Origin of the sequence: Mucilaginibacter sp. OK283, from assembly GCF_900110415.1 — a bacterium.
Lineage (GTDB): Bacteria > Bacteroidota > Bacteroidia > Sphingobacteriales > Sphingobacteriaceae > Mucilaginibacter.
The window spans coordinates 434,690-449,162 of the sequence record NZ_FODR01000003.1 but is presented as its reverse complement, the minus strand read 5'-3'; the positions used below and the strand labels follow the sequence as shown (position 1 = coordinate 449,162).

Annotated in this window: 10 protein-coding genes; 3 read left to right on the top strand and 7 right to left on the bottom strand. The window is 42.2% G+C overall.

What is annotated here, in order from left to right; translation table 11 throughout:
* The first annotated feature begins 13 nt into the window (after nucleotides 1–13).
* The gene (locus BMX56_RS10120) at nucleotides 14–1,309 is read left to right on the top strand and encodes an aKG-HExxH-type peptide beta-hydroxylase (protein WP_090645471.1); all 1,296 of its coding nucleotides are present in this window, start codon (nucleotides 14–16) and stop codon (nucleotides 1,307–1,309) included.
* A 333-nt stretch (nucleotides 1,310–1,642) separates the two neighbouring features.
* Here BMX56_RS10120 and BMX56_RS10115 read toward each other — a convergent pair whose 3' ends face one another.
* Nucleotides 1,643–2,377 carry a hypothetical protein gene (locus BMX56_RS10115; RefSeq protein ID WP_090645468.1) on the bottom strand — a complete coding sequence of 245 codons (735 nt, stop codon included), beginning with the start codon at nucleotides 2,375–2,377 and terminating at the stop codon, nucleotides 1,643–1,645.
* On the opposite strand from BMX56_RS10115, the gene BMX56_RS10110 reads away from it, so the two are divergent.
* Nucleotides 2,344–2,700, top strand: a complete 357-nt coding sequence (locus tag BMX56_RS10110) for a hypothetical protein (RefSeq protein ID WP_143065420.1) — start codon at nucleotides 2,344–2,346, stop codon at nucleotides 2,698–2,700. The two genes, BMX56_RS10115 and BMX56_RS10110, sit on opposite strands and share 34 nt — an antisense overlap.
* A 256-nt stretch (nucleotides 2,701–2,956) precedes the next feature.
* Here BMX56_RS10110 and BMX56_RS10105 read toward each other — a convergent pair whose 3' ends face one another.
* Complete coding sequence (locus tag BMX56_RS10105) at nucleotides 2,957–3,913, bottom strand: alpha/beta hydrolase (protein ID WP_090645462.1); 957 nt, start codon at nucleotides 3,911–3,913, stop codon at nucleotides 2,957–2,959.
* A gap of 383 nt (nucleotides 3,914–4,296) precedes the next feature.
* Here BMX56_RS10105 and BMX56_RS10100 point away from each other — a divergent pair, with 383 nt between their 5' ends.
* Entirely contained in the window at nucleotides 4,297–5,454 is a 1,158-nt protein-coding gene (locus BMX56_RS10100; RefSeq protein WP_090645459.1) for an acetyltransferase domain-containing protein, read from the top strand.
* A gap of 238 nt (nucleotides 5,455–5,692) precedes the next feature.
* Here BMX56_RS10100 and BMX56_RS10095 read toward each other — a convergent pair whose 3' ends face one another.
* The 5 genes from BMX56_RS10095 to BMX56_RS10075 all read right to left on the bottom strand — a co-directional run bounded on the left by BMX56_RS10095 (nucleotide 5,693) and on the right by BMX56_RS10075 (nucleotide 14,381).
* The gene (locus BMX56_RS10095; protein ID WP_090645456.1) at nucleotides 5,693–6,937 is read right to left on the bottom strand and encodes a sensor histidine kinase; all 1,245 of its coding nucleotides are present in this window, start codon (nucleotides 6,935–6,937) and stop codon (nucleotides 5,693–5,695) included.
* A 341-nt stretch (nucleotides 6,938–7,278) separates the two neighbouring features.
* On the bottom strand, nucleotides 7,279–7,896 hold the full coding sequence (locus BMX56_RS10090) for a DinB family protein (protein ID WP_090645452.1): 618 nt from the start codon (nucleotides 7,894–7,896) through the stop codon (nucleotides 7,279–7,281).
* A 32-nt stretch (nucleotides 7,897–7,928) separates the two neighbouring features.
* A complete protein-coding gene (locus tag BMX56_RS10085; RefSeq protein WP_090645449.1) occupies nucleotides 7,929–8,672 on the bottom strand; it encodes an isocitrate lyase/PEP mutase family protein in 744 nt (247 codons plus the stop codon).
* A 273-nt stretch (nucleotides 8,673–8,945) separates the two neighbouring features.
* Nucleotides 8,946–10,589, bottom strand: coding sequence for a SusD/RagB family nutrient-binding outer membrane lipoprotein (locus BMX56_RS10080; RefSeq protein ID WP_090645446.1), 1,644 nt, complete (start codon nucleotides 10,587–10,589; stop codon nucleotides 8,946–8,948).
* 30 nt (nucleotides 10,590–10,619) lie between these two features.
* Complete coding sequence (locus tag BMX56_RS10075) at nucleotides 10,620–14,381, bottom strand: SusC/RagA family TonB-linked outer membrane protein (RefSeq protein WP_090645439.1); 3,762 nt, start codon at nucleotides 14,379–14,381, stop codon at nucleotides 10,620–10,622.
* Nucleotides 14,382–14,473 lie beyond the last annotated feature (92 nt).

The following is a 14,473-nucleotide window of genomic DNA, read 5'->3' as shown; positions in this document are numbered from 1 at the left end:
TATTTGTCCAAATATGCCTACTTTATTGTCCGATATATTTCCTACTGCTTCCGAAAAAAGCGACACATTCCATGTTATAAAATTCAAAGCAGTTATTGGGAAATTGTTAGAATTGGAAAGGAATACTTATTTTAAGACTACCGAGCAAAACATTTTAGATTTTCTATCTAAAATGACATCCTATAATTTAATTGAGAGAGGAAATGATTTTTTTTGGTTATCTATACATAGAATATATAGCTGCTTAAAAAAAGGAGATAAACCCTCAATAGTTGAACTAAACTATAGTTATTTCTTAATTAATTCATTCGACTCATTCTTTAACATCATTCCTAAAGGGAGCTTTATCACATTTATAAATACAGGAAATGAAGCAATTCCGTTATTGAAAAACAAAGTATCCCTTACTTTCTCCAAAGACAAAAAGATAACATTAACAAAGTTAGATGCAACAATAATTGACTATAAATTAGAGATCGAAAGTAGCGAAGTCTTAAAAAGTAACTATTGCATCGATTTAAAAGATGTTCCAAATCACCATAAACTTTTGTATACTAAATTTGAAAATCACAATAATTTATTATTGCTATACAATGTTCATCAATGTATCTTTGAAGAGGGGTATATAAATCAGTGTAGTGAAAATGCATTTTGGGGTTATCAGATAAAGAGTAAAGTAGAAAAAGCACTTACTAAGATCAGTATTATTGATGTTCAACTTTACAAAAAAATAGTTTCAACGATAAAGTTCATCGTCCCTTTAGGAAGTAATAACAAACTTAATCCCCCGAATTTTTCAAGTGCCCTTCTTAAAAAAAGTATTTTCTTGTCAATTTTCTTAGAAGACTCGACGATGATTTCGAGTATCATACACGAATTCAGTCATTGTGAATTACATCTTATTCAAGATACTATTTTACTCACAAAAGAAAACCTACCCCCTGAAAGGTACTATTCTCCATGGAGGATAGATTCCCGGCCACTGTTAGGCCTTATTCATGGTATTTATGTAACACATTCGGTTGTTCTTTTTTGGTTTAAAGTATTATCCGATGACGCAAATGCTAATAAATATGGAAATAATTTTAAACGTTTAGAAATTATGATAAATCAAATATTCATTGGCATACGACAGATTACTCCTATAACACTATCAGACTTTTCTACCAAGTTGATAGATGAAATTTACCTGTCAACAAAAAAAGTGTGTGAAAGTTTGGCAATAGATCTTCAAAAGCCGCCTATAGAAATTGTGACACATAAAATCAATTGGGAAAAGGAAAACGAAGGGCATACTATTATAAATTAATGCTAAAGGCAGTCCAAGCAGCTAAATTATCATCCATAATAGGCAAGGAGCCAGGGAAAACGCATCTAATTTTTTAAGATTTTTAGTTCGTGGACTGTGTTATCACCGCGCCAGCCAAAGCTTGTATTTTACACTTACTTTTCTTTTCGACCCCACATAGTAGAGGGGCTTCTGTGAGGCAATCGAAAGTGGTACGGTGAACACAGACCAAAGTCTTAATATAACCAGAAAAAAGGCCTAAAAATGAAAAGCCAAACTACTACTTTACGGTTGCCTAACCGCCAACACTGGTAACCGAAATTTCAGTTCGTATATAAGTTTTTTAACCGGCCTTTAATCGTTATTTAAATAAGCTTTTGCCAACTCTTTAAATTGAGACTGCACCTGGAACACCTCCTTGTGCAGTCTTATCAATTCAGGGGAATAGTTCTCCCTTAACTCCGCCAACTCCGCCTCAATTTCAACGATAATTTGATTTGAATTATCATTTGATGGTAAACCCAGATCGGCATATATTTTCCGTGATGGCTCAATGGCCTGCTTCCTGTTGGTAAGATTGACGTAAATTGTCAAATTCAACTCCACATGGTTTTGTAAATTCAGACCTCTAATTAGCATTTCGTACCCTAATTTATTAGGGTCGTCAAAAAGCAAGTCCATCAAGTTTGTAGATACATTTACTCTATGCTCATAAGCCCTTATATCAAGTAATATTAGGTCAACTTGCGTGGATAGATTAACGGCCTTCGGCATCGGAACATTTGCTGAAGACATTTTGTGTATCCACGTACTGTAATCAGAGTAAAAATTAATTATTGCCTGCTGAGATTGCGTGTAATTTTTACCCTTTTTATCTTTAAGTATATCTAAATCGGACATCACCTTTGCATTATCCCGCATAAACTCCGCTTTGATGCCTTCGATAACCTTGGTTAGGCCCTCAATGTCCTCCTTATCGGCCGCATTCTGCCCTTTTTTTAGATAGTATCCTTGCCGAATGAGGATAACAACAGTTACTATAATCTGCGCGGCCAATGTTAAAAGGTACCCTAACTGATATTTTTCCATTTTTATTTAAGTTGCATAAAAGTATAGAAAAGGTTGCACATTTATTATTTGCAATGGAGGCGCAACCATCATGCGATTTCTTTAGAAAAATTACATCTTTACAGAATAAACCGATGATTATGGCACAACCAACAGAGGAGCAAATTTTAAACAAAGCAGGCCACTTAACGCCTCCGCCTAATGAGTTTCCGGATAATAGAATAGAGATAGAAGTTGAATTTTATGAAGGGAAAGATATCACCTATACTTATGTCGTGACTTACTTAAAACAAAAAGTAGCTAATACTCCTGGGTGGAAAGCAATTGATCTTAGGGCAAAATGAAAAAACCATTCCTTATCATTTAGCCTGTGGTCGGTGTTATCACCGCACCACTTCCAGTTGGTCTCTCGGAAACCCGGTGTTGCATAGATTTGCAACTAAAGCATATGTAAAATACGAGCATTGGCTGGTGCGGTGATAACACCGACCATAAGCTAATGCCGCGTTTATCGTCAACTCTGCTGGCCTGCTTTATGTCTCCACGGAACAATCGGGGCTATTCAATTGGTGTGGGAGGCCACTAAGGGCAAAGAGACGATTAAAGTGCTGCACTATTTTTTTTGGCTTCTTTTAAAAAGAAATCTGTCATTTTATTAAAAGTATTTTCATTGAATGTAATCGGTCCGTGCTGACCTTGAGGAACAGAAATAAACTCAGTTAATATTCCCTGTTCTTTCAATGCTTTGGCAAAAAGCTCACTTTGGCAATAGGGTACAACATTATCAGCATCGCCATGAATTACCATAAAATGAGGGTCCGCTTTGTCCAGAAAGGTGATGGGGTTGAGCAGGGCTATCATATCAAGATTATCAACCGGATTGCCTCTAATAAGCGCACCTTCGGGAGAGTCTGCTCCTTTAGGTTTCTTACACTCATCCATCAGAGCCATGTCGATAGGGCCAAACCAATCAACTACCGCATTCACAGAACTGCTGGCTGCGGTATAATTTCCTACGTTTCCTTCTATGTCAACCTTCACTTTCCCCACTGTAAATTCTTTAACAGAATTTGATGTTCCGGCGAGCGAGGCAAGATGTCCACCTGATGAATAGCCTGTAATGCCAATAAATGAAGCATCAATTTGATATTTACCAGCATTTGCCCTTATATATCGTACCGCAGCTTTCACATCATTGATTTGGGCTGGGTAAGGAGCATCGCCACTTGACCTGTGGTTAATGGCTATAACCGCAAAACCGCTGTCAAGCAATGGTTTTCCAAGGGCATCAAACGCAGCTTGTTTCAAATTATTGCCATACCATGCGCTACCGTATATTACAATAATTGCCTTATAGGTGGGTTTTGCTACGTTAGGCAAATGGATGTCGAGGTTATGATACTCTTTGCCATCATCGGCATAATTCAAATTGAGCCATTGCTTAACCGGAACAATTACGCTATCTTTTTGAGTAGTTTCTTTTGTTAATTGCTGATTTTTTTTGCAGTTAAAAAAAAATATAATAAGAACTGAAAAGGCTAATTTTAAAGTGGTCATTTAGTATAATTTAGATCAAAAATATTACTATTATTCCGTATGCTCAGGCTTCACCAAAAATAAAATAAGCCTGTTGTTCATAGGGTTCCCCTCGCTACCGCAGGTCCACCTTTGTGGTCCGCGTGCTAAGTATAGGCCATGCATAACCGCCATGCACAGTCCAGAGATTGCTTCGTCCCTCGCAATGACATGGTGGTGATAACCTCACAATTCAATTCTCTGCCTTCAAATTATTAATTATATCCGTAGTCTCCACACTAAGGTGCCTATTCCCGCTTCCATAATCAAGTAGCAAAAAGCGTTCATACAATGCTTGTTTAAAAATCGGGATAAGGAAGATACCTTATTGAGAAAAACTAACGTTTTGTACTATCTTTATTTTGATGAAAGAACGTATACAGTCGGTAGACATCGTGCGCGGATTAATCATGATTATCATGACGCTTGACCATACCCGCGATTTTTTGCACCTGGCCGGGCCGCCCCCGCTTGATGTACAGCGCACCACGGTGATACTGTTTTTTACGCGCTGGATAACACATTTTTGCGCACCCACCTTTGTTTTTTTGAGCGGCGTATCGGCATGCCTTGCCGCGCAACGCCGAACAACCGGCCAAATGACCACTTTTTTACTAAAACGAGGTGCCTGGCTCATATTATCCGACCTGGTAATTATCAGCCTCATCTTTAGCTTTGATGTGCATTACCATTTCCCGGTGCTGGAGGTTTTGTGGGCCATTGGCTTTGGCATGATTATTTTGGCCTTACTGATTCGGGCACCTAAAACAATTATAGCCGTGGTTGCCATACTGATTATTGCCGGCCATAATTTACTCGACAACGTTGATTTGCCTAAGAACGGCATGCCAGGCAACCTTTCTACGCTATTATTGAATGGCGTAGGGGCATTGATCCCTATTGGCGCCAACCGGTTTATTTTCGCTATTTATGCCGCCATTCCGTGGACGGGGGCTTTATTGTTAGGCTACGTTTTTGGCCATCTGTACAAAAAGGGCTATAATGCGGCAAAGCGGCAGAAAATATTAAGGCTTTCGGGCTGCGTATTGGTTGTGCTTTTTGTTACCCTGCGCCTCATCAACCATTACGGCGACCCTGCACCCTGGGCCGTTCAGCGGAATACGGCGCATACCCTGCTTTCGTTCCTGAACGTGAGAAAGCAAACGCCCTCGCTCCTGTTTATGTTGATGACGCTTGGGCCGGTATTGCTATTGTTGTCGGTTACTGAGGGCATAAGCAACCGCATTACCCGGTTTTGTACTGTATATGGAAATGTGCCTTACTTTTATTTTATAGCACATTTGGTGTTGCTGCGCATAATCAATGTAGCGGGCGTTGTAATCGCCGGTATTCCGCTTGACTTTCAGAAGCCTACACCGGTATGGGCCGCGCCGGGTTTCGGTATTCCGCTTTGGGGGGTGTACCTGTGCTGGATAACCGTTATTGCGCTGATGTATTATCCCTGCCGTCACTATGGCCGATATAAGCAAACACATAGCGGATGGTGGTTATCGTTTATATAGGATTGGGATACCTGGTTGTCGCAAATCAGCAAAAAAACCGCCCAGGCAGGCCAGGACCCTGCTGTTCGATTCTCCGACTTCGAATTATTGTGCCCTTAGTCTGTAGTCTACAGGGTGCCTAAAACAATCGATACCAGGACAATTTAGAAGTGAAATAACCCGGTAAACCAGGCCAGGCCTAACACGAATGCGCCAGCCCCGGCCTCTTCGCTTTGCGCAAATACGGTGTATAACCCTGTTAAATAATAAACCAAAATATAGTTCCGTTTGCCCCATTATCCGTTACACCAATTTGCCCGCCATGCGCTGCTATAATTTGGGAAGAAATATATAAGCCCAAACCAATGCCTGAGTATTTATGGGATGTATTTTCAACCCTGAAAAATCTGTCGAAAATATTATCTTTTTTATCGTCCGGAATTCCAATTCCCCGGTCGGCCACACTTAGTTTGATCTTTCCATTATCAACGGGGCTGATATTTACTTCTACTAAGGTATGCTCTGGCGAGTATTTAAAAGCATTTGTCAGGAAGTTGCATAACACCTGGTCAATCCGGTTGTAATCTGCAAATACCGTCAGGTTTTCATCTCCCTGTATAGTAACATGGTGCATTCCGTCCACCGATTGGCATTGCTCAACACATTCGGCAGCCATTTTCATAATATTGAAGTCTTCTTTGTGTAATTGCAACTGTCCGGCCTGTATACGGGTTACATCAAGCAATTCATCAATTAAACTGGTGAGCTTATTAATTTGTTTGGATGAACGGTGTACAAAAGGCGCAATAACTGCCAGCTCATCATTTTGGGCCAGAATTCGCTCGAGCACCTGCAAAGATGCTTTTACGGTAGTTATCGGTGTTTTTAACTCATGGCTTGCTATACTCATAAATTCGTCTTTTTTTGCCATCAAATCTTCTGCGGCCTTTGTCAGTACCTGCTGGTGACGGCTTTGTTCTTCTGCCCTTTTCCGTTCCTCAATTTCAGCCTCCAATTCGTCGAGTGTTCTTAACCTGTAAATCATCGGAAGCAATCTGTATAATGCAAAAACCGTAAACACAGATATAATTGCAGTGAATAACCTGACCAGGGCACTAAGACGGTAAGCCGGCCACCAAAATATAATAGCATCTAATAAATGGGTAGTGCCACACAATAGGATAAAACCGATAAAAAGCCAAAGTATTTTAGGGAAAGGAATATCCTTCCGTTTACTGATAATCCGGAAAAGCAGGAAGGGGATTGCGAAGTATGCTGCCCAGATAGCAATGTCTGACAATATATATAACCATCCATGAAAATCTGACCAGTTGCCGCAATGCCATCTTGCGGGCCAATCGGCAGTATCAAAAAGTTTTGCAAAAAAACTTTTTACCTGGCTTATAAATCCGCCGTTGCCGAAATCGGGCGGTACACGGTGATCATAACATGATGGGCCACATTTTACAGGCACTTTATTTACCAGGCTTACTTTATCTTTCATATCGAAAAAACATTTCTGTTAACAGAACTAAAGATAGTGTTCCCGCCGATTTTTCCAATCGCCGTTAAGCCATTTTAGCTTCTGGTTGTTGGTATCGGAGCACCGGCCAAAGCTGTTATTTTACCCGCTGTTCGACGTCCGACTTCGAATTACTATGTCTTTTTCTGCAGACTAACGGGTTTATTCAAATGGGATTGCCGTTCGTCCTGCAGCATATTTTTTGGAAAGCCAAAGCTTCAAACTCCCTCTAACGATATCAACAAAAAAAGCCCATACCCTGTATAACCAGGATATGGGCTCCTAAAACTTACTCCTATGTGAACTTTTAAAGCACCTGCCCGTTATTTAGGGAACCCAACATCCCCCTTTACCTCGTTTATTTGTTGGGTATGGCGGTTACTGTGGGCTGCTATCAGCAGGATGAACTGGTAACTATCGTAAGTACCAACAGGCAATACCAACACGTGGTTGCGCAGGTCTGTTTTGGTGTTTTTTATGAGTGCTATCAGCTTTTCGCGATTGGATCTGAATGCGGCGAGCGCTTCGGTAACGGTTTTATAGGGCGAATTTGCCGGCTCAAGTGCGGCGAAGGTTTTGGATTTATGTGTGCGATCTTCCACGGCCTTTATGAGGTCGTCGTCGGTAAATTTAATACCGGCCCGTTTTTCGGGGTTAGCCGGTTGCACTAAGGTAGGTTCGGCCATGGCCCAGAGTTCTTTTTCGGCGGCGGCAATATGTTTAATACAGTCGGCCACGCTCCATTTATCAGCAGCAGGCTTAAAGTTTAGCTGGGCCTCGCTCAGGCCTTTAACGGCATCAAAAACGCCAGCCTCGGTTTGGGTGAGCAATTGCGTAGCTTTTTCTCTTTCTTGTGGGGTTATCATGTTGCTTGTTTGTTGTTGCGCGCTGCATTGGTATGCTGTAAAGCTTAGCAAGGCGAGGATGATGATACGTTTCATGGATTGAAATATAAAATTTATAATTTTTTACCCTAATACAAGGGCATGAGTGATTGCGAAGTATTTACTTGTTTAATTACCTGCTCCAGGTGTCCGTAGGCCGCCCTATAAGGAAAAACTGCCATACTGATCCTTTTTACACCGGCAATTTGCAATGCCTCAACAGTAGCCAAATTTGGGTTACCAACAACATTAACAGGGAGGGAAACCGCCATGCTGATTTGTTTAATAACTGCGGCATCGCCTATGCCGGTAACAAAAAGGCCATCTGCGCCGGCATCACGGTAAAGCCCTGCCCTAAGGATAACGGTTTCGAGCGGCGAGGCCAGTTTTTGCAGGTAAACATCAGTGCGGGCATTTATAAAAAGCTGCTGGTTGGTTTTGGCAAGGTAGTTTTTGATGCTATCCAGTTTACGCAAATAAATATCCTGGCCCTGGGCGTCCTCTAAATTAATGCCAACAACCCCAATATCCAGCAGTTGCTGAATTTGTTCATTGATAACCACGAGATCATTACTATACCCCCTTTCAAAATCGACCGACAGTGGAAGATCTGTTGAAGCTTTGATCCTTTGAACAATGTAGAGCAATTCATTAAAAGGAATTTGCTCGCCATCGGCATAACCCATTGAATCGGCAATTGCGCCACTTGAAGTACCTATCGCCTCAAACCCGGCAACTTGTATAAGCCGGGCGCTTTTGGCGTTCCAGGCGTTACCTAATAAAAAAGGAACTGGCCGATGATGCAGCTGGTAAAAGGTTTGGTAATTAGTCATACCTTATCTGATATATTTTATACAAACTTATGTTGTTTCCTGCAATTAAAAGGGTGTAAATTAGACATTATAGCGGGCCGATTTAGACATTAGTAGTTGGCGAAATTACTGCTATTTCAAACTAAAAAAGCCGCCCTGGTAACAGGACGGCTCATACATGGTAATCAACTAAATCAAATTTTTATAACACCCAACACACACTAAAGTGATATAGATTTATCAAGTGCTACAATTGCATTGGTGTTATTCAGTGTAATACCGTTTTACATTTTATTATTTCGTAATCCAGATTTTTGTGCTGGTAAGATCACTGCCACCGGTTGCTGCTTTCCAGTTGGCCGTGTTCAGTTGCGCTTCATCGGCCGGATATTGGTAACGCTGTAAGCTGCCATAATTTTGTTTATAGCCCGCCGGGTTATTGGTATCCATAGGTGTTGCGCCGCCGGTTCTTCTTAGCAGGGTCCACGCTAACCAGGGCTGGCGGAACATATCAATCCATTCCTGCGCATAGATCAAACTGAGCGCATTTGTGGAGTTAAAGGCAACTTTCGGGTTGGCAAGTATAGTGTTGATAGTTGCAGCAGATGGTGTTTCTGAAGTAGGTTTGTTGACAACCCAAACGGATGAATTGTACGCCACACTATTCCAGAAGGTAAGTGATGCGGTAACGCCTGCATTATATTCACTTTGTGCCGACGATGTGCTTTGCGCTACACCCGCAACGCCACGTGCGTAAACTTCTGCTTTTAAAAAGTGAACCTCGGCCGGTGTAATGAAAATTTCGGGACATGCACCTGTCGAGCCGGTAGCAATTCCGTCCCTTCCCCAGTAATAATTATAATCGGAATACAAATTGCCATCTTTATGGGCCGACCAACCTTTATTATCAGCATCTCTTTCGGTGTTATAAGGGTCGCCGCCATCTGTTATAGGGGTGGCCGGGTTTTGTGGATAAGGTACCCAGTTACCTGCCCCGTTAACTTCAAAAAATATTTTACACCTTAAGTCAAATATTCCGCTGCCATCGGTATTGTTATTGCTGCTGAATAAGTTCCATAGGGTGCTGCCCATTCTTGCGCGGCTTTCCTGGTGGAAGAAGAAACCTCTTCCAGCTCCGTCTATATCAAAGGAGATGCCCGGAATATTGGCTTGTTTAAAGCCAACAACGTCTGTAAGCGGGTTGCTGGATAGCTTGGTTATGGCGTCGGCTATTATCGGCGCCGCATCTGTATTGTCTTTATCATACATGGTAAGCGCGTAACGCAAACGCAGCGAATTGGCAAACGCTTTCCATTGGCCGATATTATTGTTTAAAAGGAATTCCGAGCCAAACGAAAACTGGGTACTGCTGGTAGTAAAGTGGTTTGCAGCCCAGGTAAGATCGGCCAGGCAGGATAAATATACGGCCTGCTGTTTATCATACGGTACTTTAAGATCGGCAGTAGACCCCGAAAACGCCTTTCCTGCTTTAGAGTAAGGCATATCGCCATAGAGGTTGGATACTTCAAGCGCCTCGTAAGCCCGCAATACTTTTACCATACCTATGGCATTAGTGTATGTTGCCGAATCGGGGCTGCTTGCCATGGTGGTAAGCATTTGATTCATAGCCGGTAAATTTGAGTAAAACAAGCTCCAGTTTTGCCCTTCAACAAAACCGAAATCAGATACGGCATATACTGCGCCCAGCTGGGTTACGGGGTACAGCCATCTTGCTTCGGCCCAGTTGCCGATGTTAGCCGCACGATCCAGGTTAGCGCCGATACCTGTGTAAAGCTGTTGCAGGGTGGCCGATGCCGGACCGCTATAAGGCGCGTTTTCCTTTTGAAAATTCTTGGTACATGACGCAAGAACTGCAGTAATGAACAATATAGTAGTTACCACCATTGTCCATCGTTTTATATCATGATACTTAATCATAAGTTTCGTTCTTAATTTTTAACAATCCTATTAAAATCCCGCTTTTACCGAAAAACCGTAGGAGCGTACGCCAGGTAAGCCACCAAACTGAATACCCTGAACGTTCCCGGTACCTACAACACTTTCAGGGTTTATCCTGTCGGGTAAGGTATTGAACAGGTAAAACAGGTCGCGGCCGATTAACGATACCGACAGGGTTTGGAGCATTTTTGTTTTTTGTACAAATTCTTTCGGCAGGTTATAAGTGATCGACACTTCACGTAGCTTACCCCATGAATCATTGAATATAGAGTTGGTGCGTACAATAGGATCATTATCCCATGATTGATAATTACCCGCGTATTTCCACCAGGCATTTACCACATTGGTGTTTGGTGTATAGGTACCCGCTGTTGAGCCTTGCACCACGCCAGGCAAAATTACACCCACGTTGGCCTTTGTTCCGTCGGGATAAGTATAAGCTAAGCCATGCCCATCCCTTTCGTAAACGGTTTCGGGGGCCATACCCTGCCCCATAAGGGTAGCATAGTCGCCAGACCAGATCTGTCCGCCCACCTTAAAGTCTGTCAGAACATATAAGCTGAAGTTTTTGTAACGGAAACTCTGCGAAATACCGCCAGTCAGTTTTGGCGTAGCATCGCCTATTTTAACCAAATTGTCAGATGTGGCGTATTGTGAGCCCAGTACGGGGCCATTTCCGGTGTTTGTGCCATCAGCGTATATCAGGTTAACAATTTTTTGGCCATTTGGTGCATATTTGTAATCGGACCCGTAAATGCTGCCATAATTTTGGCCTACATCAACTTTCATCAAAACCCCGTTGCTGCCAAACCATGACCCTAACTGCAATGAGTTAAGCCCTGGCTCCAGCGCGATAACCTTGTTTTGGTTATGTGCCGCGTTTAAAGTTACGTTCCATGAAAAATCGCTTGATTTAATCACCTTTGCATTCACGGTTAATTCAAAACCCCTGTTGCGTAATGCGCCGGAGTTTATTAAAACGTTTGGAACACCCGATGAACCAGCTACAGGAATTGTTATTTCCTGGTTGTCTGAGTAGGTGTTATAGTAAGTAAAATTTACATCCAGCCTGTCATTGAAAAAACCCAGGTCGGGCCCAATTTCAAAAGAGCGGGAACGTTGCGGCTGTATGTTGGTAGGGTACGAGCTTGGCAAATTCAACCCGGTTGTGAAACCTGGCGTGCTTGAGGTTGGGCGATAGGTAAATCCGTTTTGATAAGGCAAATAGGCATTTGCACTTTTGGCCTCGCTTACACGTATTTTGCCATAAGTGAGCCAGCTTTTTACCGAACTCATATCAAACGCATCGGTAAACACAAAGCTTAAACTTGCCGAAGGGTAAAAATAACTCCAGTTTGTTGGGCGCAAGGTAGACGACCAGTCATTTGTTCCTGCCAGATCCAAAAACAGGTAATTTTTGTAAGAAAGATTAAGCAAGCCATAAACAGTATTTATTTGCTGCACATACCTGTTTTCTGACGCATTAAGTGCCGTTGTTGAATTGCCGGCGTAATTGCTCAGGTTAAATAAAAACGGGTAATTAAATGGCCCGGGATTAGTTTGGGCAATATCATACATGTTGCGGTAGTAGTGCCTTGCACCTACCGAAAGACTGGCATTAAAATCGGGAAGTAACCTGTTTTTATGAAATATCAAACGACCATCGAGGTTGTTGGTAGCATTTTTGGCCAGGTCATATCCGTAACTGCCAACTAATCCAGCGGCATCTGTAGGATAATTTTTAGTAACATACTCGTTGGTGTAATAATCCAAACCAACGTTACCCACGGCCTTTAACCAGGGTGTAACTTCGGCATTTAATGATATGGAGCCTACAAACTGGTTTTGTGTAAGCGTGGTGATATCATTAAATGTATTCCACCAGTAATATTGCTGCCCGTACTCAAACGGCGATTGCTTTAGTATAGGGTTTTGCGATCCGTCGGCCAGCGTAGTCAGCCCTCTTTCAATCGGCTTATAATCTGCAGGTAAATTGTACACAGTCATATAACCCAGGCCGATATTACCCGCACCTCCGTTTTCACCGTATATATTTGGTGGATTAAATTTGGTCAGGTTAATATAGCTGGCTGTAGCGTCAACCTTAACTTTGGGGCTGATGTTTATTGATGAACCTATATTAAATGTGTTAGTGGCATTATTGCTATTGTAAGTAATAGCCTCATTGGTTGACCGTGTATAGGAAACGCGCAGGGTACCAAGTTCCCCACCGCCCGAAAGGGCTATGTTATGGGTTTGTGTATTACCGGTTCGGTAAAAGCTTTTGAAAATATTTGAATTACCGGTATAAGGCCTGGTTGTACCATCCCACCAAACAAGCGGCTGTCCTTCCATTTTAGGCCCCCATGATGCACCATCGCCGGGAAAACCAATATAATTATAAAACGGCCCACCAGCAGCACTGGTAACACCCGGGCTAACATAAGCCCCTGGTATGTTGCCCAGAGAGCCGTACGGATCGCCTCCTATTTGTTCCTGCCTGTTTTTACCATTGGCATCTTTATAAAAGAAAGGATTTGCCGAGTAAAGGTCTTCTGTCATCCCGTTACCGTATTCACTTTGCGTTTTTATAAAACGATAAGGATCATTAGCGCGATAGGTGTAGCCATAATCAACACCAAAACCTTTCTTTTTGTTGCCTTTTTTAGTGACGATAAGTATAACACCGTTGGCGCCGCGTGCACCATATAACGCTGCTGCAGTTGGGCCCTTCAATACATCCAGGCTTTCAATATCATCAGGGTTAAGGCTGTTTAAAAAAGATCCGTTATCTACCGGTGGTTGCGAAACGTCGGTACCGCCGTTACTGAGTGATAAGGCATCATTGAAAGACTGTACCCCTCCTTTCGGCTGTACAGGTTCATTATCAATAATAACATTATCAACCACTATCAGTGCCTGGTTATTCCCGGCCAGATTGTTATTACCCCTGATAACTATACGGTTTGAAGAACCTTCCACGCCGTTTGGCTGGGTAATATTCAGGCCTGCTATTTTGCCCATTAAGCCAGATGCTATATTTGGCGGGTTAACTTTATTCATATCGGCACCTGATATTGTCTGAGCGGCGTAGCCTAATGACCTTGCTTCGCGTTTTATACCCAAAGCAGTAACAACTACTTCATTTAACGAACCTGCGCTTTTTTTCAGTTCGATAACTAAATTTGTACTGGTGCCTATTTTTATTTCCTTGCCTTCATAGCCAACATACCTTATTATTAAAATGTCGCCTGCCGACGCGTTCAAGCTAAAGTTACCATTGACATCGGTTTGCGTGCCATTGGTTGTTCCCTTCAGGCCGACGGAAGCACCGGGAAGAGGCATCCCGGTTGAATCAACTACTTTTCCGGTAATAGGCGGAGCTTCATCCGCCGCGTCTTTTTTTAATTTTTGCTCGTATCGGATCAATATGGTTTTGTCGTCGATACTGTAAGTCAGCGATTGTCCATCCAGCACCTTATCTAAAACATCGGCAAGTGGCGTGTTTATAAAATTCACGGCCTGCGGCTGGATGTTTTTAATTTTATTGGATGCAACAAGAACGTTATAGCCAGTTTGCTTCCTAATCTCTTTGAAGATTTGTTCAAGCGAAGCGGAATTATTTTTGTAGGTAATTTTTTGAGCAATGCTCAATGCGCTAACATGTAAGATGGTAACCGTCAAAATAATAGAGGTAAGTCTCATAATCAGCAGGAATTTGCGGATATACCCCTTCCGGGTACAAAAAAATCCGTTGAACTTTTTATACATTTGAATGTCTGTTTTACGTGAAATATTTGTTCAAAGCAATTTTATCGTTTGCCGGCTGGCAAACGATGTGAGCAGGCTATTGAGCAGGGGCA